The sequence below is a fragment of the Lunatibacter salilacus genome, assembly GCF_009797935.1.
GTDB classification, from domain to species: Bacteria; Bacteroidota; Bacteroidia; order Cytophagales; family Cyclobacteriaceae; genus Lunatibacter; species Lunatibacter salilacus.
Genome location: NZ_VOLC01000014.1, coordinates 150333 through 176541, shown reverse-complemented (window position 1 = coordinate 176541; position 26209 = coordinate 150333). Strand labels below are relative to the sequence as shown.

The 26209-nt window shown below is 41.1% G+C and carries 25 protein-coding genes and 1 tRNA gene; 12 read left to right on the top strand and 14 right to left on the bottom strand.

The window, feature by feature from the left end:
- The first annotated feature begins 61 nt into the window (after window positions 1-61).
- Window positions 62-1720: a Na/Pi cotransporter family protein gene (locus FQ608_RS18615; RefSeq protein WP_158859993.1), complete on the top strand. Its 1659-nt coding sequence runs from the start codon at window positions 62-64 to the stop codon at window positions 1718-1720.
- A gap of 23 nt (window positions 1721-1743) precedes the next feature.
- Here FQ608_RS18615 and FQ608_RS18610 read toward each other — a convergent pair whose 3' ends face one another.
- The 3 genes from FQ608_RS18610 to ppgK all read right to left on the bottom strand — a co-directional run bounded on the left by FQ608_RS18610 (window position 1744) and on the right by ppgK (window position 4551).
- A complete protein-coding gene (locus FQ608_RS18610) occupies window positions 1744-2571 on the bottom strand; it encodes a universal stress protein (protein WP_158859992.1) in 828 nt (275 codons plus the stop codon).
- Between the two features lie 218 nt (window positions 2572-2789).
- Window positions 2790-3797, bottom strand: a complete 1008-nt coding sequence (locus FQ608_RS18605) for a phosphotriesterase family protein (RefSeq protein WP_158859991.1) — start codon at window positions 3795-3797, stop codon at window positions 2790-2792.
- Window positions 3798-3807: 10 nt separating this feature from the next.
- The gene (gene ppgK, locus FQ608_RS18600; protein ID WP_158859990.1) at window positions 3808-4551 is read right to left on the bottom strand and encodes a polyphosphate--glucose phosphotransferase; all 744 of its coding nucleotides are present in this window, start codon (window positions 4549-4551) and stop codon (window positions 3808-3810) included.
- Between the two features lie 217 nt (window positions 4552-4768).
- On the opposite strand from ppgK, the gene FQ608_RS18595 reads away from it, so the two are divergent.
- Window positions 4769-5632: a sugar phosphate isomerase/epimerase family protein gene (locus FQ608_RS18595; protein ID WP_234364271.1), complete on the top strand. Its 864-nt coding sequence runs from the start codon at window positions 4769-4771 to the stop codon at window positions 5630-5632.
- 92 nt (window positions 5633-5724) lie between these two features.
- On the opposite strand, the gene FQ608_RS18590 is transcribed toward FQ608_RS18595, so the two are convergent.
- Both FQ608_RS18590 and FQ608_RS18585 read right to left on the bottom strand, forming a co-directional pair.
- Window positions 5725-6735, bottom strand: a complete 1011-nt coding sequence (locus FQ608_RS18590) for a pirin family protein (RefSeq protein ID WP_158859989.1) — start codon at window positions 6733-6735, stop codon at window positions 5725-5727.
- Between the two features lie 79 nt (window positions 6736-6814).
- Window positions 6815-7525 (bottom strand): hypothetical protein, encoded by a 711-nt coding sequence (locus tag FQ608_RS18585; protein WP_158859988.1) that lies wholly within the window; start codon window positions 7523-7525, stop codon window positions 6815-6817.
- 182 nt (window positions 7526-7707) lie between these two features.
- Here FQ608_RS18585 and rfbA point away from each other — a divergent pair, with 182 nt between their 5' ends.
- Entirely contained in the window at window positions 7708-8574 is an 867-nt protein-coding gene (gene rfbA, locus FQ608_RS18580; protein ID WP_158859987.1) for a glucose-1-phosphate thymidylyltransferase RfbA, read from the top strand.
- Window positions 8575-8742: 168 nt separating this feature from the next.
- A complete protein-coding gene (locus FQ608_RS18575; protein WP_158859986.1) occupies window positions 8743-9102 on the top strand; it encodes a response regulator in 360 nt (119 codons plus the stop codon).
- Window positions 9103-9176: 74 nt separating this feature from the next.
- Here FQ608_RS18575 and FQ608_RS18570 read toward each other — a convergent pair whose 3' ends face one another.
- Complete coding sequence (locus FQ608_RS18570) at window positions 9177-9722, bottom strand: glycosyl-4,4'-diaponeurosporenoate acyltransferase CrtO family protein (RefSeq protein WP_158859985.1); 546 nt, start codon at window positions 9720-9722, stop codon at window positions 9177-9179.
- A 39-nt stretch (window positions 9723-9761) separates the two neighbouring features.
- Window positions 9762-10133, bottom strand: a complete 372-nt coding sequence (locus FQ608_RS18565; RefSeq protein WP_158859984.1) for a hypothetical protein — start codon at window positions 10131-10133, stop codon at window positions 9762-9764.
- Between the two features lie 190 nt (window positions 10134-10323).
- On the opposite strand from FQ608_RS18565, the gene FQ608_RS18560 reads away from it, so the two are divergent.
- On the top strand, window positions 10324-10668 hold the full coding sequence (locus tag FQ608_RS18560; RefSeq protein ID WP_158859983.1) for a single-stranded DNA-binding protein: 345 nt from the start codon (window positions 10324-10326) through the stop codon (window positions 10666-10668).
- Window positions 10669-10889: 221 nt separating this feature from the next.
- On the opposite strand, the gene FQ608_RS18555 is transcribed toward FQ608_RS18560, so the two are convergent.
- Window positions 10890-11876: an aldo/keto reductase gene (locus FQ608_RS18555; RefSeq protein ID WP_158859982.1), complete on the bottom strand. Its 987-nt coding sequence runs from the start codon at window positions 11874-11876 to the stop codon at window positions 10890-10892.
- Between the two features lie 454 nt (window positions 11877-12330).
- Between FQ608_RS18555 and FQ608_RS18550 the strand changes: the two genes are divergently transcribed.
- Window positions 12331-15285 carry an FAD-binding and (Fe-S)-binding domain-containing protein gene (locus FQ608_RS18550; protein WP_158859981.1) on the top strand — a complete coding sequence of 985 codons (2955 nt, stop codon included), beginning with the start codon at window positions 12331-12333 and terminating at the stop codon, window positions 15283-15285.
- 87 nt (window positions 15286-15372) lie between these two features.
- Window positions 15373-16296 carry a J domain-containing protein gene (locus FQ608_RS18545; RefSeq protein WP_158859980.1) on the top strand — a complete coding sequence of 308 codons (924 nt, stop codon included), beginning with the start codon at window positions 15373-15375 and terminating at the stop codon, window positions 16294-16296.
- A gap of 114 nt (window positions 16297-16410) precedes the next feature.
- On the opposite strand, the gene FQ608_RS18540 is transcribed toward FQ608_RS18545, so the two are convergent.
- A tRNA-Val gene (locus FQ608_RS18540) sits at window positions 16411-16485 on the bottom strand.
- A gap of 103 nt (window positions 16486-16588) precedes the next feature.
- On the opposite strand from FQ608_RS18540, the gene FQ608_RS18535 reads away from it, so the two are divergent.
- A complete protein-coding gene (locus FQ608_RS18535) occupies window positions 16589-17551 on the top strand; it encodes a calcium/sodium antiporter (protein WP_158859979.1) in 963 nt (320 codons plus the stop codon).
- Between the two features lie 49 nt (window positions 17552-17600).
- On the opposite strand, the gene FQ608_RS18530 is transcribed toward FQ608_RS18535, so the two are convergent.
- Window positions 17601-17810: a hypothetical protein gene (locus tag FQ608_RS18530; RefSeq protein ID WP_158859978.1), complete on the bottom strand. Its 210-nt coding sequence runs from the start codon at window positions 17808-17810 to the stop codon at window positions 17601-17603.
- Window positions 17811-18209: 399 nt separating this feature from the next.
- On the opposite strand from FQ608_RS18530, the gene FQ608_RS18525 reads away from it, so the two are divergent.
- On the top strand, window positions 18210-19562 hold the full coding sequence (locus tag FQ608_RS18525) for a hypothetical protein (RefSeq protein ID WP_158859977.1): 1353 nt from the start codon (window positions 18210-18212) through the stop codon (window positions 19560-19562).
- Between the two features lie 109 nt (window positions 19563-19671).
- Here the strand turns inward: FQ608_RS18525 and FQ608_RS18520 are convergent, their stop codons facing one another.
- The 4 genes from FQ608_RS18520 to serA all read right to left on the bottom strand — a co-directional run bounded on the left by FQ608_RS18520 (window position 19672) and on the right by serA (window position 24639).
- Window positions 19672-20172, bottom strand: a complete 501-nt coding sequence (locus FQ608_RS18520) for a dihydrofolate reductase (RefSeq protein WP_158859976.1) — start codon at window positions 20170-20172, stop codon at window positions 19672-19674.
- A 42-nt stretch (window positions 20173-20214) separates the two neighbouring features.
- Window positions 20215-21153: a DUF4412 domain-containing protein gene (locus FQ608_RS18515; protein ID WP_158859975.1), complete on the bottom strand. Its 939-nt coding sequence runs from the start codon at window positions 21151-21153 to the stop codon at window positions 20215-20217.
- An 88-nt stretch (window positions 21154-21241) separates the two neighbouring features.
- Window positions 21242-22165, bottom strand: a complete 924-nt coding sequence (locus FQ608_RS18510; protein ID WP_158859974.1) for a universal stress protein — start codon at window positions 22163-22165, stop codon at window positions 21242-21244.
- A gap of 581 nt (window positions 22166-22746) precedes the next feature.
- The gene (serA, locus tag FQ608_RS18505) at window positions 22747-24639 is read right to left on the bottom strand and encodes a phosphoglycerate dehydrogenase (protein ID WP_158859973.1); all 1893 of its coding nucleotides are present in this window, start codon (window positions 24637-24639) and stop codon (window positions 22747-22749) included.
- Window positions 24640-24901: 262 nt separating this feature from the next.
- Between serA and FQ608_RS18500 the strand changes: the two genes are divergently transcribed.
- Genes FQ608_RS18500 through FQ608_RS18490 form a run of 3 tightly spaced genes read left to right on the top strand, consistent with a single transcriptional unit; the run spans window position 24902 to window position 26062 of the window.
- Window positions 24902-25396, top strand: a complete 495-nt coding sequence (locus tag FQ608_RS18500; protein ID WP_158859972.1) for a DUF4920 domain-containing protein — start codon at window positions 24902-24904, stop codon at window positions 25394-25396.
- A 40-nt stretch (window positions 25397-25436) separates the two neighbouring features.
- Window positions 25437-25640, top strand: coding sequence for a hypothetical protein (locus FQ608_RS18495; protein WP_158859971.1), 204 nt, complete (start codon window positions 25437-25439; stop codon window positions 25638-25640).
- 20 nt (window positions 25641-25660) lie between these two features.
- Window positions 25661-26062, top strand: coding sequence for a DUF983 domain-containing protein (locus FQ608_RS18490; protein WP_234364270.1), 402 nt, complete (start codon window positions 25661-25663; stop codon window positions 26060-26062).
- Window positions 26063-26209 lie beyond the last annotated feature (147 nt).

Here is a 26209-nt window from a genome sequence, read left to right as displayed (position 1 = left end):
AAGGTTTTCGGATTTAAGGTCTTTAATAAATATTTAATTCAGGATAGTGCTTTGAAAAGGAATGGGGGAAACGTTTGATTTTTGGAAATTTTTAGCCGGCATAGGAATATTCCTCTGGGGCATGCATCAATTGGAACATGCATTGCGCGAAATCGCAGGGAAGTCTTTCAAAAATCTGTTGCAGCGGTTTACCAATAAACCCTGGAAAGGGATTTTGATAGGAACAATGAGTACAGCCATTCTGCAGAGCAGCACCTTGGTGACGCTAATGGTATTGGCATTTCTTGGTGGGGGCATGATTAGTTTGGGCAGTTCATTGGGCGTCGTACTGGGCGCCAATTTGGGAACAACAGTTACTGCTTGGATAGTAGCTACATTGGGATTTAAGTTTAGTGTGGCTGATTTTTCATTTCCTTTTTTGGCAATAGGAACCTTGACCTATATATTTGTTAACAGCCGTCCCTTATTGAGAAATATTGGTGGCTTTTTAGTAGGCTTTGGATTGATTTTTTTGGGCTTGGATTTTATGAAAACTGCCATAGAAGCAGTAGCGGAACAACTTGATTTTTCTGAGCTCACGGCATTTGGAACAGTGTTTTTTTTATTGGTGGGATTGATCATAACAGCACTTATCCAATCAAGCTCGGCGATGACCGTGATCGTGCTTAGTGCGTTAAATGCCCAGGTTATCAATTTGGAACTTGCCTTTGCCATGATGATTGGAGCAAATATAGGCACCACCTTCACCTTGACTTTGAGTGCAATTGGGGGAAGCGCCGATAAAAAGCGGCTTGCCTTGTTCAATTTTGGATTTAACTTTATTACAGGATTCATCGTTTTTCTGTTTTCCAAGCAGATTATATTTCTAGTCAGGGAATATTTTATGTTGATGGATCCATTAATGGACCTCGTACTCTTGAATACCCTGTTAAATGCGGTTGGCATCATGCTGTTTTATCCGTTTTTAAACGTACTGGAAAAATGGTTGCGAACAAGATACGGAAGGGACGAACCAGTCGGTGAATCGGTCTATGTGAAAAAGGTAGGAACGGAGATTCCATCCGTGGCTGTGTTAGCGCTGGAGAAAGAACTGATCCTTGTTTTTAAAAAGACGGTAGTATTTATCAATAAATTACTTGTGACTTCTCCGGCAGGCGATAAAAATTTGTCTGTCTGGAAAAAATTAATTTATCAACCACAAGATTTGCTAGCGGATTATGCCAAATTAAAGTTGCTTGAGGACGAACTGACTTCCTTTGGGATATTCCTCCAGGAGAAAAACCTTACACCCGAAGATGCGGAAAAATTAACTTACCTTATGCATTCATTACGCGAAATGATTTACGGAGCAAAGGATTTCAAAGATATCATTCATAATATCAAGGAGATGAAGGAATCGGAAGAATTGTTGGTTTTGAATATGTTGGACCAATTAAGAAGTCAAGCAGCTGATTTTCTTTTTTTTCTGGATAATACGGTCAGCAGTGATTCTACCCTATTCGGGTCAGTGGATCGACCAAGATCATTTGCGGGAAACTATGAGGAAATGATCCTTTCCCTCTATCAGAATTTAAAATTCCAAAAAACGGATGTACCTATTTCCACCCTTACCAATGTCATCAAGCAGGTGGTTGCTGGCTTGAAACATCTGGGGGAGGCGGTTACGTACTTAAAAATAAAATCGGTAAATGCGGTAGATGAAAAGACCCCAACCGGTTGATTGCCCCTGGGGTCTTTTTTAGTTCATTGGAATTTCACACTTAGAACTGGGATATCTGTTTTGAACAAAACTGTTTCAGTAGCTCCAATTTGATAGCTAGAATGTGAGGACCGTACGTTGGAAGCGATCCCGATCAACCCTGAATTCTGATTTTCCGCAAATGCGATAATCCCTTTTTCCGCTTCATCATGACTAAAGACATGCTTATGAATCACCAAATCTTCCTGTCCGGCAGCATAGGCCTTCATCAATGATTCTGCTTTCACACTGTCGACAAATTTCGACGGTGTATTTACATATAGAAAATGGACGGAAGCCCCAATCATCTTAATCAATGGCTTCATACGGACAAAGGCAGGTTTACTGGATTCATTAAAGAGGGAGGCAAAGACAATTTTTTTGATGGCCCTTCCGTCAATCAACTTTTTCACCGCCAGTACAGGGCAATCTGCATGGCGAATTACCTGTTGCATGGTAGAACCTATGAATTTGCCTTCCTCGTGTCCCAGGCCGTAAGCGCCTATGACGATAAGATCCGCAGACTGCTCTTGCGCGACCTCCAAAATACATTGGGAAGGCACACCGATCTTCACTACTCCTTCTATCGGATTATGAGACAATTTATGAGTACTGATAAAGGCTTTTAATTTGTCTTTCGACTCGGCTTCAGTATCCAAAATGAGCTGATGCTTGTTTTTTTCTTTTTCAGGCAGATTTTTCCAATCCAAACCTGTGCTGACCACATTGATACAAGTAATAGTGGCATCTCCTTTGGCAGCCAACTTTGCAGCACTGAGAAAGGCTACCTCTGAATAGGGAGAAAAATCCACGGGAACGACGATACGTTTCATAGCTATTGGGGTTTTGAGTTTGATAGGATAGACTCACAGTTATGCCTTTGAGGAAGGATTAAGATCTCATTCCATCAGGTACGGTTTTGATAAATATCCAAATTTTATATAATCAAAGGAACAAAATTTCCTTTGCCGAAAGCATGACAAAAATCATTTAAAACCTTGATTGTTATCCTTAGAACGAAAAAGTAAGCCTAAGCCAAGATTGTTCTAGCTTATTTATGGAGCTTCTTTTGGATGGAAAATGCATTAGCCGGATTTTCCACCAGCAATCGGTGACACTCATCTTGAGTGAATCCGTTAGAAAGCAGTAAGGGTATGAATTTTTCCCCGATGATGGAAAATGGTCTAAATTCCCCACCTTTTACTTCGCGGGGACTATACCAGCCTGCATCATGGGAAATCAATACCCGGTGAAGAAGCTTTTTGGATTTGAGGTGAAGTAGGAAGTCGAGATATTCCTCTAGGTTTTGCTCTCCAATCCCATCCAAACTTATCCAAGCCCCTTTTTCTGCGGCAGCTACATGCTTACTTTTGTCTTTTTCAGCTTGGGCATGTACCCAAATAAATGCGTTGGGAGCTACTCCTTCATTTTCCAGCAGTTCGAGTTGCTGAAATGCAGCCAATGATGGACCGGTATGAGATGCAATGGTTAACCCCGTAGTTACGTGGGTGAGAGCTGCTGCCTTCACAAGTTTTTGGTGAAGCGGAGATAAATTCCCGGAATTTACGCCAATTTTAATAAATCCAGGCTTTATGCCGGTGCCTTCTATACCCTGTTCCCATTCAGCAATCCACCTGGATGCAAGTTCCTCGGCAGTTTCCGTAAAGGCATGTTCCGGCATGAATTTGTTGTCCACCGCTCCGTAGTAGCCAGTATTGGTAATCAAATTCAATCCGCTCCTTTGTGAAAGTGCCACCAACAAAGGAATATCCCTACCTAGGTAGGCAGGTGTACATTCTATCAGCGTGTTTGCTCCCAAGGCTTTTACCTGTTCCAGAAACGGCAAGACGACATCCGCTACCTCGTCTTTATCCCAAGACGTTGGATCGTATTGATCTGCACCTATAAAATCCACCAATAGGTGTTCATGAATTAGAGTCGAGCCCATTTGTTCGGGCAAAATAGGGCCCTTTACCGTCATAATCATTCGGTTTTCCTGCGCCATCAGGGAAGAACAAACAATAGAAATGAGCCATAGGGGTATCCAAAAGATTTTCATTATCTCTTATTTATTTTGGCCAGTAGTTGGCGGCCATAGCTGCGCCGATAATACCAGCGTTGTTTCTTTTTTCGGCCACAATCAATGGGACATCCACAGTGATTTGGTTTTCGAAAAGATCGAGCTTTTTACTGGCACCGCCCCCAATGATAAATAGATCAGGAGACATGATTCTATTAGTGTGTTTGAGGAATTTGTTGAATCGTTTTCCCCACACTTTGTAACTTAGGTTTTCTTTTTTTCGGGCAGAGTCCGCAGCAAAATACTCTATAAGTTCGCCATTTTTATAAAACACCCTCCCCAATTCGAAGTTTGGAATCAATTTACCGTCAAAGAAAACACCTGTGCCCAACCCAGTTCCAATAGTGATTGTGATCACCAGCCCCATTTTTCCTCTTCCTGCGCCAAACGTCATTTCCGCCAATCCGGCTGAATCGGCGTCATTGATCACTGTCACAGGCAGTCCGGTCGCTTCTTCAAAAAGTTTATCTACCTGAGTGCCGACCCAACTTCTATGGATATTACTTTTTGTGACCGACATTCCGTTTTTTACTACTGTAGGAAATCCGCAGCCGATTGGGCCTTTCCAGTTAAAATGGTCCACAAGAATTTTGACAGATTCTGCTACGCCATCGGGCTTGGTAGGCTTTGGCGTCGGTACCCGGAAGCGTTCTGCTGTCAATTCTCCTGTCGTGATGTCTACAGGAGCCCCCTTTATTCCGGATCCGCCAATGTCAATGCCTAATATTTCCATATTTTAACTGATTTTCCTAGCGAATTTTATCGCTGTTTATAAATGTGCGTACTAAGTTAGGGAATTTAAAAACGCCATTGCCGTATAACTGTAATTTTCTATTTCTTGGATGAAACTGAAAAGTATGTGATAGGACATTTAATCAAGCGGCTAGTTGGGGATAAATTCGTAAAAAATTCCTATTATTGTTAAAACTACATTTTCAATTAAAGATATAATGATGAAGAATCTCAGGAGAGAATTTATAAAAAAGGCATCGTTACTTACCCTTTCCGGGTTAGCAGCCACCCGACTGTTAGAGGCTAAGCCTGCCAAGAAAATCGGGTTGCAATTGTATTCGTTGCGGGAGGATATCAAGGACAATGTCAAGGGAGTATTAGAAGAGGTAGCCAAAATAGGATATAAAACCTTGGAAGCTGCAAATTATCAGAACGGGTCGATTTATGGCATGACTCCCATGGAGTTCAAGAATACCGTAAATGGGTTGGGAATGGAGATGCGAAGTGCCCATGTGGGTGGACCGAATTATACGAAAGAAGCACATTCCGAAGCAATCGACTGGTGGAAAAAGGCATCCGAAGATCACGCCAATGCGGGAGCAAGTTATCTGATAAAACCATCTATGCCCATACCAAAGACCCTTGACGAATTAAAGGTCTGGTGTGATTATTATAATAGTGTGGGAGAAATCACAAGAGCCGACGGTCTAATGTTTGGTTTTCACAATCATTCCCGGGAGTTTGAAAAAATTGAAGGGGAAATCATGTTTGACTTTATGTTAAAGAATACCGATCCCAAATTGTTTTGTATGGAGTTGGACGTATATTGGTGTCAGGAGGGAGGATACAACCCGGTAGATTACCTCAAGACCTACAAGGGTAGATTCCCTTTGCTGCATATTAAAGATGAAATGGAGATAGGCCAAAGTGGGAAAATGGATTTCAAGTCTATCTTCAAAGCGGCCTATGCGCAGGGTATGACGGATTATTTTGTTGAGGTAGAAAAATACAATTTTACGCCAATAGAAAGTGTCAGGAAGAGTTTTGATTACTTGGCTTCGGCTTCATATGTGAAAAAATAACAAAAACACATTCCGGGTATCTAATTTCTGCTAACCGCAAAGGTTTAGTGTATTAGATGCCCGGAATTTTTTCTACTTGCAATCAAACGCTTTTATTTAACTTCTTCTCTTCCATCGGCATGGATGGCAAATCTACCCCGCTCTTTAGGATGGGTGTGCTCATATTCAGGCCAAGGCCATCCGCCAAACTGGGTACGTTGAAACTCCCCAACGGCCTCTTGAATCTCTTCATTGCTGTTCATTACAAATGGTCCATGTTGTACTACCTTTTCATTCAGGGGTTTTCCCTGTAAGAAAAGGAAGGAGGATGGTTTTTCCCCGTTGACGAGGTTGATAGCTATATCCGCAGACAAATCCATACCATGGGAGACAGGTACACTGTTTCCGTCTATTTCCATGTTTTCACCACTGTAGTAAAAGAGTGTTCTGTTCACACCGGCGATAGATTTAGGAATTGTAAGTTTTGCTCCTGGTTCCATATGTATCAGCCAAATCTGCACTTCATGGGAAGGATCAGCCGCCCAAGAATCCGGAGCAGGTGCAGGACCCGGAATGTTTGCGAAATTTCCGCTAATAACCTTGATTTGCGAGACCTTGCCGGATTCATCTGTGTTTTTGTGAACAGGGATGTCCTCATGCCACATCATTTTGAAGTGGGCCGGAACATGTTTGCTTTGTTTAGGCAGATTTAGCCAAATTTGAAACAATAGCAGTTCGTTTTTTTCTTCCTCCTTTAACATAGGAAACATTTCAGAGTGCATGACACCCTTGCCCGCAGTCATCCACTGTACATCCCCTTCACCGAATCTTCCCGCTGCACCAAGGGAATCGGAGTGGTCAACCAATCCTTTTTCTACAATGGTCACTGTTTCGAACCCTTTATGCGGATGTGAAGGAAATCCGGGGATTTTGGTACCATGATACATGTTCCAGCCGTCTTTTCCCTGAAAATCATGACCAAGGGACCGTCCCTCCAAAGAAGCTTTTGGTCCCAGGTTGCCATCACCTTTTGGAAAAACGTCGTGGTGATAGGCACAAAACAAAAACGGATCTTGGGTCTGCCATTGCGACCCTAATTTCTGAATATTTAATATGGGTTTCATTTATCAACTATTTGATGTATATACATCAAATAAGTAGATTTCTTGAGATAAAGTTCCCCTAGAACTTTATCGCTGGAGATTAATTTACAGATCTCAGGGAAGACAAGTATCTTCTGTAGACAATCTGCCCCTGAAGCAAGTGGTCATTAAACCGATTGAAGTTAGGGGTACCTTCAACTTTATCTGAGAATGTAAGAAACAGAGAGCCTTCTAGAGAGATATCATCATACAATCCCAATCGGTAACTGATTCCTCCCCGTAACGGGACATATAAGGTAGATCGCACTTTATTTTCTTGGTATGTCTGTTCGTTTTTATACCTCAATTCCTGGTTTATGGCTAACAGATACCCCAAACCAGCTCCAGCGTAGATGTTGACACTCCTTCTTAATGCATGGTTAGTAAATTTAAATAGATGGGCAGTAGGCACCACATCCATAAAAACAATATTCGAGCGGGTTTCCACTGCGTAATTATTTTCTCCCCATGATGATATCAAACTTTGGCCGTAATATTCTTTGTCTTGACTTTTATAAAATTGATACCCTAAGGTTGCCTTCAGGTCAAAGAAAGAATTAATTTTCTTGCCCATGCTTGCCGAGATTGAAGGTCTAATGTTAAAATCCACATTTCTAAAACCACCGGCATTATCGGCATACATGAATGAGGGGCCAACCCCAAGTTGGACATATTTTTCTCGTGAAATTTTCTCCTTATAAAAATTTTGGGCTTTAGCCTGGGTTATTAGGCAGATAAAGGTACTTGCTAGTAATATAAGTCGGTAACGCATAGTCGGTTTTGCTCCATTCGCTCGGAATGGAGGTATTTGTTGGATATGTTTTCTAAATAAAAGAACGAATATAATGCTTCTTTTTTTATAATTATACCAGTATATTTATTGGTTATTATTTTGTATTACTTTTAAAGGGCTTTTAATGAGAGAAAGCCGCACATTTCGAAATTTTAAGAACGATGAAAGGAATTGTTTTGGCCGGAGGATCCGGCACGAGGTTGTACCCTCTTACTATTGCTGTCAGTAAGCAATTGATGCCAGTGTATGACAAACCCATGATTTATTATCCACTGTCGGTATTGATGATGTCAGGCATTCGGGAAATACTTATTATTTCCACTCCTGAAGATATTGGATCTTTTAAGAAGTTGCTGGGAGACGGGACTCAGGTGGGGTGTCAGTTTTCCTATGCGGTACAGCCTAAGCCTGAAGGCTTAGCACAGGCGTTTATTATCGGTGAGGAATTTATTGGTAAGGAAAAGGTAGCCCTTATCCTCGGGGATAATATTTTCTACGGTACAGGTTTGCAGCCTACGCTTAAGGACCACACAGATCCGGATGGGGGGGTTGTTTTTGCCTATCATGTGAATGACCCCAAAAGGTATGGCGTGGTGGAATTTGACAAGGAGAATAAAGTAATCAGCATAGAGGAGAAGCCTGACCATCCTAAATCAAATTTCGCCGTACCCGGGCTGTATTTTTACGACAATGAGGTTGTGAAAATCGCTAAAAACATAAAACCGAGTCACAGGGGTGAACTTGAAATCACAGATATAAACAACGTTTATCTCAAAATGAATAAGTTAAATGTCGGGATTCTTAACCGGGGTACGGCTTGGCTTGACACTGGAACCCATCAATCCCTGCTCCAAGCAGGACAATTTGTGGAGGTAATTGAAGAGCGACAGGGATTGAAAATTGGATGTATAGAGGAAATTGCCTATAGAAGTGGGTACATTAATGATGAGCAACTGATAGTTCAAGCCGAAAAGCTAGGCAAAAGTGGATATGGAGATTATCTCCGGCGTCTCGTCGACATGAAATAGAGGACCACCCTGTGGACAATCACCCTCTGAAATATATTGAAATACATAATATTAGATTTAAAGTACAAAAAAAAATATTTAAAATTTTTAATTAGCTTGTGTTTTTAAAAAGTTTATTTACTTTTGTACATATCATAATGTTTTTTAAATCTATTAATTTGTATTCCGATGGTGAGGATTGTGTTGATTGATGACGATGCTGTTAGTAGTTTTGTAACGGAAAAGTTTATCCAGAAAAATATTAAGCAACCGTACAAGATATTTAAGTTTACCAGTGCTTCTGAGGCATTGAAAGAAATCTACGCAATCAATCCGAGGTATTTGTTCGTGGATTTGATTATGCCCCAGATGACTGGTTGGGATTTTCTGGAAAATTTGGATGAAAAATCAATGGAGACAGAGATTTACATTCTGAGTAGTACAGTTGACGAACGGGAACTTCGAAAAGTAGCTTTTTGTCAAAAGGTAAAAAAATTCCTTCCCAAACAAACAGTAAAGCATTCTATCGAGGATATTTTTAGTAGTTGATTTTTCGTTTTTAGGTGGGGTAATTTCTATGTATAGTGGACGGTCACACTTACATAGCTAAATGATTCCACTGTTTACCTCGACTTATCTTGAAAGGTCATTTTCAATAACTTTTCAAATTTCGGTCTGTTAAAACGCTGGACCAAAACCGGATAAACATTCAGGAGAATGTTTAAGAGTAGGAGCCAAATAGATTTTACGATTCCGAATTTTACCGCGACGAATATGGTGAATATCATCACGATGAAAAAAATCACCAGGTGTCCAAATTCAGATTCTCGCGTAGCATAGGATAAATTCATTAGGGATTCCGAACTGTTTTTCACGGGTAGCGTTTTTTTGTTGAGCTTTTCCCACCCCACCCAAACCAGCAGCTTTCTGAAGATATTTACTCCTAGTAATTTATAAATTCTCCCCTCCTGTTCCCATTTTCTGATGGTGTAATAGGTTGATTTAAAAGTAGGTTGGACGGTTTTTGTAAAGGCTAATAAAGACATCATCAGCATAAAATTCAATACCCATGCGAATAAAAAGCTATCTAACCCGGTCCATACAGCTACCAAATAAATCACGAACGAGGCGAATATAACTGTAAGCGTGAGATTTAGAAATTTATGCATGATGAATATACTTTCAATGCGGGTTTCAACATGGATGGTTTAGGAGGGCTCTCTTATTTTGACGATCAAAAACCAGTCATTATCAAGCTCAAGGTACCCATAGTCATAGCAATATCCGTAGACATTTCCCTTTTTGTTGGTATAGGTATGGGTGGTGTATTTAAATTGAAAACCCATTTTCAAGAGTTTTTCCCTAGTGGTTTTTACCGTATCCCCATTGTCCGCTAGAAGGCTGAGCAAGATATTACGGTTTTTTTTCAGGGCATTGTTGATATTCCTTATCAGGTTGTTGCTGAAAGCCTTTAGCTGATTGTTGTAGGTATTCCGGCAGTAGTCATCACAAAACTTTTTATCCACCCGGCCCTGTATCGCTTTGTCGCAACTCAGGCATTTTTTGACGTCGGTTTGCATACAAATCCATTTATATCAAAAATACAACTGAATATATGGAAAAAAAATAACTTCGCAAGCGTTTGTAAACGTTTACAATCGGATTTAAACGAATATTAACCGACTTGCGGTTGCCAGCAACCAGATATTTGTATCGTTCGGTTCGTCGGATATGCTTACAAATAATTATTCAACTAAACTTTATATCATCATGAACGCAATGAAAAACAAAGTACAACTGATCGGGAGGCTTGGCGCCGATGTGGAATTGAAAACAATAACCGGTGGAAAAGCCATGGCCAAATTTAGTCTTGCCACTAATGAAAGCTACAAGAATGCCAAAGGAGAAAAGGTGGACGAAACCTACTGGCACAACCTGGTTGCCTTCGGCAAAACCGCTGAAATTATCCACAAATACACCCGTAAGGGGTCTGAAATCGGTATCGAAGGAAAATTGGTGAGCCGTTCCTATGAAGACAAGGATGGTCAAAAAAAGTATGTCACAGAGGTACAGGTAAATGAGGTCTTGCTAATGGGTGAAAAGGCTAACGCCTAATTGGATTGCCAAATTTTTAAAGCCTAGTTGTTAAGCCATTCATTTTTGAAAAATCCTTAAGGGAATTTGCTTTTTTGAATGTCCGAATAGGTTGGTGTACCTATCCTTTTTTAAACTGTATTTTTTATCTTTTTACGGTTATTTTTCGCTAAAAAGCCATGGTCCCTTGATAAACGGACCATGGCTTTTTGCAGTCAAATACAGTTATACAATACAGAAGTTTACCAAAGGGAATGTATAGAATCTTTTAAATACTCAGTATATACATCCTCAACAACCTGCATTTGATATTGGTTGAAATGAGGTAGCTCCGAGGCTCCGATATTTGCTTTTACTTGATCAATGGATGAGGCACCCGGAATTACTGTACTTACTTCCGGAAACATCAGGATCCATCTAAGGGCAATAGCAGCCAAATTATCCGAGACATTCAGCCGTTTTTTCAATTCCTCGACCGCCTTAAGTCCAAGTTCAAAATCCACCCCGGAAAAGGTCTCCCCTTTATCAAAGGCTTCGCCATTGCGGTTAAACGTGCGGTGGTCTTTTGGGTCGAAGGTAGTGGAAGCTTTGATTTTGCCGCTCAACAATCCACTTGCCAAGGGAACTCGGGCAATGATGCCACAGTCCTTACCCTTCGCCATCGAGAAAAATTCAGTAGCAGGTTTCAGGCGAAACATATTAAAGATAATCTGCACCGTGCATACATTTTCAAAGGCTAACGCTGCTTTGGCTTCTTCCACTTTTTCTACGCTAACTCCAAGATGTTGGATTTTCCCTTCTTCTTTTAGCCTTTCGAATAACTCAAAAATTTCCGGCCGATAATAAACCTCTGTAGGAGGGCAGTGAAGTTGGATCAAATCCAAGGTTTCCAATTGCAAGTTTTTGAGACTATTTTCCACATACTTCCGAAGAACGTCAGGTTGGTATCCTTCATTGACATGGGGCTGAATTTGCCTTCCGCATTTGGTGGCTACGAATATTTTCTCTTTTCTGGCCTTAAGGACCTTACCCACGGCTGCTTCACTGAGGCCTGCATCGTACACATCCGCGGTATCTATAAAGTTTATACCCGAATCAATGGCTGCGTTGATAATTTGGTCAGCCGCTCGATGGTCAAAGCTTCCTCCCCATCCTCCGCCGACCTGCCATGTCCCGAGCGAAATTTCAGATACCTTCATTTCCGTTTTGCCTAGTCTTCTATAGTTCATGTGGTTATGTTTTGGTTCTTGCTTTTTTTCTCCTCTATCCTTAATAATAAAAGGAATTAATATCTAAAGTTAATCGGTTTAGACCATTTCCACCTAGTCCGATTTATTTAAAAGGCGGAAAAACAGACAAGAGATTAAGATTAAAGGAGCAAATTCAACAGAAAGAACATCTTAATCAAAACGTTCCTTCTGAAATTGTGCAACAAGATGTTTCACAATTTAATGAAGAATTAGTGAAGCATATCTTCACTATTGATAAAAACTTAGTTACTGATGTGGCAGCGCGCATGCGCTTATCCTGAGAATTATTAAGTAGTTAAACCATTTGGTGTATCCAACGCTTTATCATCTAAGCCCGCATTCATATAATACCGGATTTCCATCAAAAACAGGTGTAGACAAAATATATCCCCCAACTATTTATTTCTAAGTACTTCTGGCTTAATTTTGAACCATGAACAATACCCTTACCGATTTCACTCCCCTTTTAAGCCAGTTAGCTAAATCTTTGGACGGAGAGTTACACAGTGATCAATTGATGAAGACCCTATATGCCACGGATGCTTCCGTATATAGGTCCTTGCCTTTGGCAGTTGCTTTCCCAAAAAACTCCCAAGATATTCAAAAGCTGATAAAGTTTGCATCTGAAAAGGGGACCTCTTTGATTCCCAGGACCGCGGGTACCTCGCTAGCGGGTCAATGTGTGGGTGACGGAATAGTTGTAGACGTTTCTAAACACCTCAACAAGATTCTTGAATTTAACAAAGAGGAGGGATGGGTTAGGGTGCAGCCAGGCGTAGTGCGCAATGAGCTGAACCATTTTTTGCAGCCTCATGGATATTTTTTCAGCCCGATTACCAGTACGGCGAGCAGGGCGATGATTGGTGGCATGGTAGGCAACAATTCTTGTGGGACGACATCCATCGTCTACGGAAGTACAAGGGAACACACCCTGGAGCTGAAGGTGTTGTTGAGTGATGGGTCTGAAGTAATTATCAAGTCTTTATCTCAAGATGATTTTGAGGGAAAATGTCAACTGAAATCATTGGAAGGAGACCTATACCGACATATCAAAGGCGAACTTAGTAGTCAGGAAACCCAAGAACAAATTAGAACTCACTTTCCAAAGCCCTCTATTCACAGAAGAAATACCGGATACGCTGTTGATTACCTTTTGGAAACAGAGATTTTTACTGAAAAAGATACTCCTTTTGATTTCTGCAAACTGATCTGTGGATCTGAGGGGACTCTTGCCATTGCCACGGAGATCAAGCTTCACCTCGACCCCTTGCCGGATCCTTTTGAGATAGTTGTCGCAGCCCACTTTGAATCTATCCACCAAAGCATGAAAGCTGCGCAAATAGCCATGAAACACCAGCCGACGGCAGTGGAACTGATGGATAAAATCATTCTCGATTGTACTTTGGAGAATGCGGAACAAAGTAAAAACCGCGATTTTGTGGAAGGAGATCCCATGGCCATTTTAATGGTGGAGTTTCGGGGCAAAGAGCTGGATGAAGCCAGAGCCCAAGGCGAGGCCTTTATAGATTCACTTAAAACGGCAGGGTTGGGGTATGCCTTCCCTATCATTGGCCCTGACCGGACCAAAAGTGCTTGGGAGCTGCGAAGTGCCGGATTGGGTCTGCTTGCAAATATCCCCGGTGACAGCAAGGCGGTCGCCTGCATAGAAGATACTGCGGTGGATATTGACGACTTGGCGGATTATATCGATGAATTTGCCGAGATCATGAAAGGTTTTGGGCAAAACCCAGTTTATTATGCGCATGCAGGAGCGGGAGAAATACATCTACGTCCGATCCTTGACCTTAAAAAGTCAGCCGATGTTCAGCGGTTTCATGAGATTAGCGAAGCCTCTGCCAAACTGGTCAAAAAATATAATGGCTCCCTGAGTGGTGAGCACGGTGACGGAAGAGTCCGGGCGGAATTTATCCCACTGATGGTGGGAGAAGAAAATTATGCCTTATTTAAACGTATTAAAAAGGAGTGGGATCCAAAAGGTATCTTTAACCCGGGAAAAATTGTGGATGCTGCCCCTATGAATTCTTCCCTCCGGTACCAGCCCGATATGCCAACGCCTGAGCATGAAACCATCTTTGATTTCAGTCATGAAGGAGGAATTCTCCGCATGGCAGAAAAATGTAACGGCAGTGGGGATTGCAGGAAATTGCCTAAATCGGGCGGAGGCACCATGTGCCCAAGTTATCAGGCTACACGTAACGAAAAAGATACCACTCGGGGAAGGGCAAACACATTAAGGGAATTTTTGACTACAAATACCAAAGAGAATCCCTTTGACCATCCTGAGATAAAAGAGGCGTTGGACTTGTGCCTTTCCTGCAAGGGTTGCACATCGGAATGCCCTTCCAATGTGGATATGGCTACGATGAAGGCTGAGTTCCAGTATCAATATTATAAAACAAATGGAGTACCCTTACGGGCAAAAGCATTTGCCTATATCAATTTGCTTAATGGTCTAGGAAGTAAAATTCCAGGTATATCCAATTTCTTTTTGGGAAATTCGCTAACAAGTGGTTTGTTGAAAAAGGTGTTGCGGGTTGCTCCCCAACGGAATCTGCCAGCAATTTCTTCCGTCTCCCTGAAAGCGTGGTATAAGAAAAATTATCAAAAACTTCCAGGAAAAACACCAACCATAAAGTCCCTGTATTTCTTTGCAGACGAATTTACCAATCACAACGATACGGAAGTTGGGATCAAGGCTATTACACTCTTGAAGTATTTGGGGTATGAGGTCAGGATGGTTGACCATCCCGAAAGTGGGAGAGGGGCTATGTCCAAAGGGTTGTTGGAATATGCCCGGAAAGCTGCGGATGAAAATGTACGTATTTTCAGTAAACTGGTGGGGCCGGAATGTCCATTGGTAGGAGTAGAGCCTTCGGCGATTTATAGTTTCAGGGATGAATATCCAAAATTGGTGTCCAAGGAATGGGTTGCTGATGCGAAGAGCCTGAAAGTGCATGCCGAGATGGTTGATGAATTTATTGCAAAAGAAATTATAGCGGGCAATATTACCGAAGGTCAATTTACCGTTAGGGAAAAGAAAATACTGCTTCACGGTCATTGCCACCAAAAAGCGCTATCTTCCGTCAGTTACAGCAAGAAAATCCTAAGTATTCCGAAAAACTACGAAGTAGAGGTGATTCCTTCCGGGTGTTGCGGAATGGCTGGTTCCTTTGGCTATGAAGCGGAGCATTTTGATCTTAGCATGAAGATAGGGGAGATGGTATTGTTCCCGGCAGTGCGCAAAGCAGCAGATGAGACAACGATTGCCGCGCCTGGCACAAGCTGTAGACATCAGATAGCGGACGGCACTGGCAGGAAAGCACTGCATCCTATTGAAATATTATACGAGGCCGCAGGTCTACACTAAGTTGAAATGGAATTCTTTTTCCGGAAGAATCGTTTTGTGTAAAATTAAATTCGGTAGCAAATCAATTAACATTCAATAACCTGCTTTATGGAATTTATTGATTATTATAAAGTCTTGGGGCTGACTTCGTCAGCTACTGCCGATGAGGTCAAAAAAGCCTATCGGAAACTGGCGCGTAAATTCCATCCGGATCTCAATCCGAACGACGTCTCTGCACAACGGAAATTCCAAGAAGTAAACGAAGCCAACGAGGTACTTTCTGATCCGGAGAAACGGAAGCAATACGATAAATATGGAAAAGATTGGAAGAATGCAGACGCTTTTGAAAGGGCTGGATCCGCTTCTTCCGGCAGAAGAGGATTTGGAGGTAGGACACAGGGTAGCGGTGACTATTCCGATCCATTTGGTCAAGCAGGTTTTTCCGATTTTTTTGAGCATCTTTTTGGGGGTGGGCAGACGTATGGCCGATCCCAAGCGAAATTTAAAGGACAGGATTTCAATGCCTCTCTTCAACTTTCACAGCGGGAAGTGTATGAAACCCACAAGCGAACCTTGGATATCAACGGTCAAAAAATACGATTGACAATTCATGCGGGAGTGGAAGATGGGCAGACGATTAAAGTAAAGGGATATGGCGGTCCAGGTACCAACGGCGGACCCCGGGGCGACCTTTTTCTAACGTTTCAACTTACCCCTGATCCCGCCTTCAAGCGGGAGGGCAAAAATTTGTATAAGACAGAAACATTAGATCTTTATACAGCAGTACTTGGTGGAGAAAAGACTGTCAATACTTTCGAAGGAAAAGTCAAACTTCAAATCAAACCCGGAACACAAAATGGGGCTAAAGTGAAGCTTAAGGGAAAGGGATTTCCAATTTATAAAAAGGATGGAGAATTTGGAGATCTATACCTGACATTCCAAATTGAAATCCCAACAAACCTGAGTACGGATGAGCGGGAGCTTTTTGTTAAATTGGCTGAGTTGCAAAAAATGAAAACACAAACTTCCTAAGCAGGTAGATTTTGGAAGATTTCGGCGGTAGCTCTACCTACAAAAGCGATAAACTTAACCTTATATAACGAAAGCAACTATTTTCAACCATTGAAGAAAATTAAGCATTTCAAGTAGGTCGTACCAGGCTCGAACTGGTGACCTCTGCCCTGTCAAGGCAGCGCTCTGAACCAACTGAGCTAACGACCTAGGTTCACGGTGCAAGTATACGGGGAAATGCCAACAAATTCAACCAACAGCCAGGATAAAAATTATCAACATTTTCCCCGTAACTTTACAAAAAGTATTCGATATGATCGTTAGCGTTGGTTTATTGCTGCTTGGGTTTGTTATTCTAGTCTACGGGGCGGATAAGCTTGTGGAGGCTGCATCTTCTCTAGCTTCTGGCTTTGGGGTTTCCCAATTGGTGATCGGGCTTACCATCGTTGCCTTCGGAACCTCCGCTCCAGAGATGGTAGTGAATGTTTTTGCGTCAATGGATGGATCTTCCCAGATGGTGCTTGGGAATGTTTTAGGAAGTAATATTTTTAACGTTTTTGCAATTTTGGGGATAGCAGCAGTAATTTTGCCCCTTCAGGTAAAAACAAATACTACATGGATCGAAATACCACTTAGTTTTTTGGCCGCCGTTTTGGTGCTCGTATTGGTCAGTGACGTTTGGCTTAATGATTTTTCTGTCAATTTAATTAGTAGAGGTGATGGTATTGTATTGCTCCTGTTTTTTTCGGTTTTTCTCGTTTATAACATCGTTGTATCCAAAAATCCAGACCAGCATCCCGATTCGTTGGAAATTCCGGTATATGCCACCCGAAAGGCAATCTTTTGGATATTGGTTGGCTTAGGTGGATTGATTTTAGGAGGGAAACTTATTGTAGATAACGCAATATCGATAGCCCTGGACTTGGGGCTTTCTGAACGGATAATCGGCCTAACAATCGTATCTGTTGGAACCTCACTTCCTGAATTGGCCACGTCAGTAGCTGCCGTTCGGAAAAATAAAGTTGACATTGCGATAGGAAACGTAGTCGGTTCGAATATTTTTAATATTTTCTTTATACTCGGTGTGTCAGCGGTAATCGGCCCAGTAGTCGTCGCCGATGCCAATTATGTTGATATTCTGATTAATATCCTTGCCGGTTTACTTTTGTTCATATTTATATTTACTGGGAAAGGCAGAATTCTTAACCGTTTGGAGGGAGGGATTTTCTTGGTGATATACGTGATTTATATCGCTTCCCTTGTGTTAATGGAATAAAAAAAGCCCTCCTGAAAAGGAGGGCTTTGATTCTGGGTCTTTTTTCGTATTAGATTACAGGCTCGACAGTAGAAGTGTCTACAGCTGCACTGTCAAGAATTTCTCCTTCAATTATCTCTTCAGATGGAATTTCTTCCATGGCTGGAGTTTCATCAATAATTTCGATAGGAGCAGAAGTTTCTTCTTCTGTTTTTTTCTGGCCGCAAGAGGCGATTACCATTGTTGCGGCGATCATCATCGCAAAGATGCTAGTTTTCATTGTTATAAGATAGTTGTTTAATGTCCACTTGGACGATACAAATGTAATAAATTCTATGCCAAAAAAATATAAACGGTAAAAAATAAGTTTAAAAAGGCAAATAATTTTTTCAACGGATTTAAATCGATTTTTCCATTGTCCGTATCCAAAGATTTTTACTGTTTATAATTTCAATACCTGACAAGTGGGTCTCTAATAAATGCGGGTTGGATCTATTTTAAAATAATAGTATGGTAAGAAGTTTTTATACTTTTGATAATATTACGTAAAATACTCAGTAGGTTTCTGTAACGGAAAAAGAAAAACCTTCCAGGTTTCACACGATTTATTTTATCATTTAGCTTATTAAACAAAACCTGGAAGGTTTGCGAAGTTAATGTATTACTAAATTCAACTTGTATGATCGCAAAAATAATAATTCTTGGAAAATGGAGCCTATTAATTTTATTTCAGGCCCCTATTATACTTTTTGGGCAAGAGCAATTATCACTTGATAGGGCCGATATGTTGTTTTTAGAAAAAATGACTGCTGATGTCTTAGAGCAGTCACGGATTTATCCTCAGCAGTATATTTCCCCAACATATGGATCTAATGAAACAAAGGGAACCTTGATTAGACCTGGTGGAAAAGATGCCTACCCCTCTTTTTGGATTCGGGACTATGCGATGTCCTTAGAAACCGGTATGGTGACCATGGAGGAGCAGCTTCATATGCTCACATTGACCGCGTCGACACAGTCAGACAAAACGTGGATTACAAAAGGTGGAAGCTTGGTTCCTTTTGGTGCCATTGCGGACCATATTCGGATTGACACCGGGGAGCCGATCTATTTCCCAGGAACCTATAGTTTTGCAGACCAGGGAACTTCTGAATGGGGGAGCAGACCTCCCTTTTGCGATCAGTATTTCTTTATCCACATGGCTCATTATTATGTCAATCGATCAGGACACATCGATATTTTGAATCAAAAGATTAATGGTATTTCGCTGATTGACCGTCTGATGGTTGCTTTTCAAGTCCCGCCTTCCTTGCCGCAAAGTGATTTGGTATTTGCCAATGAACGGTTTAGGGGAGTGGATTTTGGCTTTAGAGATGCCATCACCATTACGGGGGAACTTAGTTTTGCATCTATTCTAAAATACAAAGCAGCTGTCCAACTTTCTGACTTGTTACTACTATTGGATAGGAGGGAGGAAGCTGTCCACTATTTACAAATATCTACTTCTTTGAAAAAAGCCATACCGGAGACTTTTCGTCATCCAAGCGGATTGTTGCTGGCCTCGACGGGAAAAAGTAGTCAACCCGATGTGTGGGGCACAGCTTTGGCGGTTTATTTTGGGGTTTTGGATAGTAAGGACCTAATAGAAGCGAGTCAGGCACTTGTCGAAGGCTATGTCGCCGGTCAGCTCAGTTATCGGGGTAATATTCGGCATGTGTTGACGATCCATGATTTCGATGCTACTACAGCCTGGGAAGTTTCGATGGCACCCAAAAACAGGTATCAAAACGGTGCGTATTGGGGGACGCCTACGGGATGGGTATGTTATGCGATGTATCAGACTGATCCCGAAAGGGCAATACAACTTGCGAGTGAATACTTTGACGAACTCAAGGAAAATGATTTTCGGAAAGGCGGCGAATTTGGTGCTCCTTACGAATGTTTTAATACTGAAGGGTATACTCAAAACCCAATATACCTGACTTCCGTTGCGGTGCCCTTGATTGCTTTTAAAAGACTACTACATGATTAAAGTTTCAATTTGTGCGGGCTATCTAGGTACCATGCGTCATTTACATTAATTATAGGAGGTGTTTGGAAGGTGCAAACAGAATAAGCTACTTTGAGCGAAACTCCTTTGTTCAATTTTTCCGGTGATAGACAACAAAATCGAGGTCAAATTCATCAGCTGTATTTTTTTTATCTATACGCTCTCGGGATTTTTCCACCCATTGATCCGTGTCAATGGGCGGGAAAAATGTGTCAGCTTCAGGATTTGCATGTACCTCTGTGATTATCAATTCATCTGTAAACGGAATAGCCATCTCATAGATCTCCGCACCGCCCAAAATAAATATTTTATCTAGATTCTTAGATTTGCCTATATCAAAAGCTTCTTCCAGGCTTTGTACCGCATAGTGCCCTTGGGGTGCACGAAAGGATTCGTTTCTTGTCAGAATGATATGAGTCCTTCCCGGGAGTGGCTTTGCCAAACTTTCAAAAGTCTTCCGGCCCATGATAACATGATGGCCGGCGGTTGTTTGCTTAAAATGCTTCAGATCAGATGGCAAGTGCCAAGGTAAATCGTTGTTTAAGCCGATGGCATTGTTGGTTGCTTTCGCAACGATGATACTTTTTACCAATTTATTTTATGTATTTAGTTGATCTTAAAGAATGAGTTAAAATTATTTTTGTTTCATGACATTAGGATAAGCTTCCATGACAAAAGTATTTGTTTCATCAACGTCAATATTGACCATTGTAAAGGAGGTGCTGGATTTGTCTTCCTGGCTGACAAAGTTCATTTCCATGACACTCCCTTCGGGGAATTTGTTGAAATACTCCTGGTTTTCAGTCTGCATCCGCTGTGTGATGAATGGGCTGTTCTTTCCCCAAAAGGCTTGAAGCCCTTCGATTGGTTTCGTACTTATCCAATAAACGGCTTCCATTTCCTCATTTTTAGCTAAGTATTCCTCACAGGCGTATCCAAGAATAGTTTTTGTTTTGCCTGTTTTTTCAAACTTGAATTCATCCCAATCCACTGGTTCGGCATTTTCTTCTTCTACGTCCATTTCTTCCATACCTTCCATCATCTTTTGCCAGTCCAAACCAAACGCCATGCTTGATTTACCTTCGTCGTTTTCAACCAGCATAATGGTTGCATTATTCTTAAAGTCAAAAATCATGACGGTTTTTTCCTCGGAATTCTTTTTAGTATCGTCCCTAAATTCCATTCCCGTAAATTGTTCATCATTACTAAGGTAGGATATGATGCGTGCTGGGTCTTCAGACTTACCTTTCGAATCGGTTGAAGTAACCTCCATTTCGGCCACTCCTTTAAATGAATAAGATTCTTCCGTTTCCACATCCATATTTACAGATTCCAAAATTTTACTAAAGTCATAGGTCCTATTGGATCCCTTTGGTCCCGTATATAGGTTGCCAAAAGCTTTTTCAAACTGGTTTTGGGTGGCCTTCTCAACCTCACTGACAACCCGCCTTTCTACAGCACGTGCTACGCCTTCTTCGGCTGCGCTTTTCAAGCGCCTTAACAGTTGGGCTTCGGCATCAATAGGTATAAAAACTACTGTACCAATAATAAAAATTAAAAGAATGTTTTTCATGTCGTTCAAATTTATTTATTCCCTAAATTTAAAAAAAATGTTTTAAAACTCCCAAAATATCATTTTAAATAAAGAAAAATGTATTTTGTTAAATTTCAAGAATATATTCTAATATACCTGCGTTTTTCCCTTTTGGCCTAGTCACAAGTAGGGGGAATGAATCGTTCATCTGAATGAGGCGCTCAGCCATGCTTCCTATAAATAGTGCCGTAGCCGCAGTTCTTCCTTTTGCTCCGATCACGATTCCGTCAGCATGCATTTCCTTAGCCATTTGAAGGATGTCTTCTACCGGATCATCATCTTCGTCTTTGGTATAGATGGGAGTAATCTTAAGGCCTTTAGTGTCGACTTTTCGGATGAATTTTTTATAGTTAATTTCTGCATGGGTCTGCATGATTGCGGCAAATTCGTCATAAGTTTTACCCGTAAAGTGGTAACCGGATGGTACGGTAAAAACGTTTTGACAAATGATCTCTACTTTGTTGCTGGTTTTCCCCGCAATTGTGATAGCCTCTTCCATCGCGTCCCGTGAGTAATCGGAAAAATCACTCGGTACCAAAAGGCGTTTAATTTTTGGTTTGCAGTTTTCCGGAACGATCAAAAGGGAGCAACTGGCGCGTCGTGCAAGCCGCTGTGAAAAAACGCCGGTGCCTGGAAGGGATACTTTCCGGCCCACTAGTATCATGTCTGCGGATTTTTCATGGGCAAGCTTGAGTAATTTTTTAGACAATTGACCTTCCTTCACGATAAAGGAAAACTCCGTATCCCCTCTTTTGCAAAAATGTGCCTCCACAGTTTTCTTCATCTGGGATTTTCTTTCATCAATCATCCCCTCTATGAGGTTCGGGAATTCATTTAATACCTCTTTAGGGATACTTAGATTTCGAATGACATTGGTAAAATAAATCTTTTTCGCCTGATTGATTTCCGCTATAAATGAAGCAAACCTCACCAAGGTTTCATCCATGGGCGTCTGATCCAGACATACGATAAGTTTCTTGATTTGATACATCCTATGCTACAATGATGTTGCCGTTATTATTTCAATCGAATTAACAAAGATTTTATTAAAAAATAGAATACGCTTCTAATTTAAATGATTTTATCAGGTATCCAAAGCATTCGTACCCCAAAATTTGAGGGAAGGTGTTAGGTTTACAACATAGCTTTCGCGGTACAACCGCACCCATCATCTCGAATAGGTCATCACTGATTTCCAAAAAATAAATCATCCCATTTCTGACTTCTGACAAAGGTTTCTCTTGAATTGTAATTTGAAGCTCCGATATATTTAATATTCCGCATTCTAAATTGTATCTTTGCAGGGAGTTCGGGTCTGCGACATGTTCAAACTTCACAATTTAATTAAAATACCGAGTGAAGCTCTTTTTCAAAATCAGGCCTCATCCGTCTTCCTTACGGAATTCGGACCTCGCTTCTAACCAGGCAGGTTAACAGTGGAAGGTTGCGATGTAGGAGCAGCTCAAATCTTGTTATCCCGGAGGTTTGTAACACTCCAAGATCCGGACTCAATTTAAAAAGGAACCTTGACCGTAATACTTACGGAAAGGTTCCTTTTTTTTGCTCTGAACGTTAGTAAAGCATTCTGAACCTAATTGTTCCGGAGATATTTTTCAGTTCATCAATTACATCCGTTGAATAGGCTTTGTCAATATCTGTGATTACGTACCCGATTTTTTCATTGGTTTTCAAGTATTGACCTACAATATTGATCTGGTGATTGGCCAGAATTTGATTGATTTTGGCCATAACTCCTGGTTCGTTGAGGTGTATGTGGATCAACCGGTGTGCATCCTGTAAGAAGGGCAACTGAATATTTGGGAAATTCACGCTATTATAGGTATTGCCCGTATTGATGTATTCCATGATTTTGCCGGGAACGAACTTAGCAATATTGACCTGCGCCTCAGAGGTACTTCCACCAATATGTGGCGTAAGAATGGTGTTGGGCAAATTCAATAATTCGGATTCGAATGGCTCGTCATTATTTTTGGGTTCTGAAGGGAAAACATCTATACCTGCCCCAGCCAAGTGACCACTTTCCAAGGCATCCCTCAGTGCGGGTATTTCTACCACATGCCCTCTACTTAGGTTGATGAGCAAAGCCCCTTTTTTCATTTTCTGAATCCGTTCCCGATCAAGCAGGAGGTGGTTTTCTTTTCTGCCATCCACGTGCAAAGAGATAATATCACAGGTTTCCAGCAATTCGTCCAGCGAATCCACTTTGGTGGCATTACCGAGGGCAAGTTTTTCCAATACATCGTAGTAGTAGACATCCATACCCAGATTTTCAGCCAAAACCGAAAGTTGCGCTCCAATGTTGCCATATCCGATAATACCGAGTTTTTTCCCCCTCACCTCAAAGCTGCCGGTAGCGGATTTGTCCCATACGCCTTGATGCATGTTGACACTTTTGTCAAAAAGTTTCCTTCGGAGGAAGATAATTTCTGCAATGGCCATCTCGACTACCGATCGGGTATTGCTAAAGGGTGCGTTGAAGACAGCAATTCCTTTTTCTTGGCACGTCTCCAAGTCTATTTGGTTGGTTCCTATGCAAAACGCTCCAATGGCCATAAGCCTGTTGGCATTTTCTAACACTTTCTTTGTCACTTGGGTTTTTGAACGGATTCCCAAAATAGATACCGACTTGATTTTCTCAGCAAGCTCCTCTTCGGACAAGGCAGAAGATACAACTTCCACGTTATACCCTTCCTGTTTCATCAATTCGACACCTATGGGATGCACGTTTTCCAAAAGGAGAACATTGATTCTGCTTTTGGGATAGGAAAACTTCTTGTTCATTTTATTTACATATAGAATCTCGTCCAAACTTGGAGCAACGTGATCTGCTTTAGCACGCACTTTGGGACGGTTTACATTTTCTGTAAACGCATAAAATTTATTGGCTACGCCGGATGCTTTGATTTCGTAATCCGTATAGCCATCACCAATTACATAAATATCACCTTCTAGATTTAATCGTTTGATGGTTTCAGGTTTGCCGTTATTTTTGGAGAGCAAGTTGTCCCGATTGAAATCAATAATGTTTTCGTTTTCATCGTAAACAAATTCATTTGCGAAGACATTCTCTTCTTTAATGCCGTATTCTGCGACGATGGGAATAATGAAATCCTTAAATCCGTTTGAAATAATGTAAATATCATCTGCATTGTCCTGAAAAAATTCCTTATTACGTTGGAATGATTTTGACACTTTGTTTCTCAAAGAAGCAATCAAATCACTGATTTGGGGCTTTGTGGCGTTTAATAAATCAATTCTTCTTTCAAGGCTCTCCCTGAATGTAAGGTTCCCCTCCATTCCTTGGTCAGTAATGTCTTTGATTGCTTGCAGTTTTTCTTCTTTCTTTGGATCACCATTTAAGCTGATTTCTCCTAGGATGTCAAGTGCTTCCACCTGGGTAAAGGTACTGTCAAAATCAATAATAAATTTCTTGGTAACGGCCATGTTGTTGGTAAGGTTTTAATTACAAGCTGCAAAATTAATAGATTATAAAATAGATTGCAGCTTTGACCTAAATTTACTTTACGTTAATAATTGATTCTAATTCCAAATCCCTCCGTAAATTTGTAAAAAGCAAATCCAAGCAATCAGTCTTAGATGGCAATTGGCGTCGTTTATTCTTCCCAAAAGGCTAAAAAACTGACTCTAATTGCTGAACCAATTCAGGAAGAATTGTCGTTTAAGTTGTATTCAAAAAGAATTTAACATGAAAATAAATTATTTGGTAATGATAATGGGTGCATGGCTAATGGCCTGCCAGCCTCAGAGAACAGAAATCACCGAAGAAGAAAAGCCGGAGCATGTTAGCGGATATTATGGGGAGAAAATTACTGAAGAAAAGGCAGTTTCAATAGATCAGATGCACAGGGAACTATTGCATGAAGGTGTTTTTCAAGGAAAAGTCCGAGGAGAAATCAAAGAAGTCTGTGTTAATAAAGGATGTTGGATGACATTGGCTTTGCCTGACGGTAACTTGATGCGGGTGACTTTCAAAGATTACGGTTTTTTTGTTCCAACTAATTCCAAGGGATACCCGGTCATCGTGGAAGGGACGGCGGTAAAATCGGTTACGGATATGGCTACCCTCCGGCATTATGCCGAAGATGCCGGCAAGTCCGAGGAAGAAATCGAAGCTATTGATTCCGATGAGGAAAGTTTTACCTTTGAAGCTACCGGGGTAATAATTTCCAACGCAATTTGAGCTACGGCAGTTTTAGTGTGGTCTTTTTAATTTTATATTCATGCCATTGGCTTTAGACAATATCAGAGTAGGTCGGGTATACCGATTGACAAATTATGGAGAAATCCGGTTTTTACAAGCCATGGAGCGACTCAGCGGTGTTAACTTTAAAATGAAAGATCTCGATACCTTGGAGTTTTACGAACTGGAAGAGCTTCTTCGCTGGGGCAGAGGAAAAGACTATGATTTGGATGAATTGCGTTAGTTTGGTTTATTAGTCAAAAAATGGGAGAGAAAAAGAATTATCGTGTTTCGGCAATGGAAGCCGTGATTAAGGCAAAATGTCCGAGATGCCGCAAAGGAAACTTATTTCCAGTATTCATCATGAGTTATAGGAGGCTATCTGACATTAATCAGGTCTGCCCAAAATGTAAAGAGACATTGGTTCCTGAACCCGATTTTTATTATGGAGCCATGTATATCAGTTATGCCTTTTCCGTGGCGTTAGTTGTTACGGTAATGGTGGCTTTAAATGTGTTGTTTGAGCGGCCCGCACTAAGCACCTACCTTGTATCCGTTGTCGTTGCCAATCTGTTGCTATTACCTCTGATGTTGCGGTACTCAAAAGTACTATACCTCTATGCAATGGGAAGGATTTCGTACGATGAATCCATTTCTGACAGATAATTTGCTCAATCAAAGGATATCGATCTTAATTGAAAGGCCTTTAATTTGCTTTAATTATCTTATATTTTTCACCAAATCCCTTACTTTTTTTTAATTAATCCGATCTTTTTTTGATATTTATCAGTTGTAAGTAAACCATACTAAATT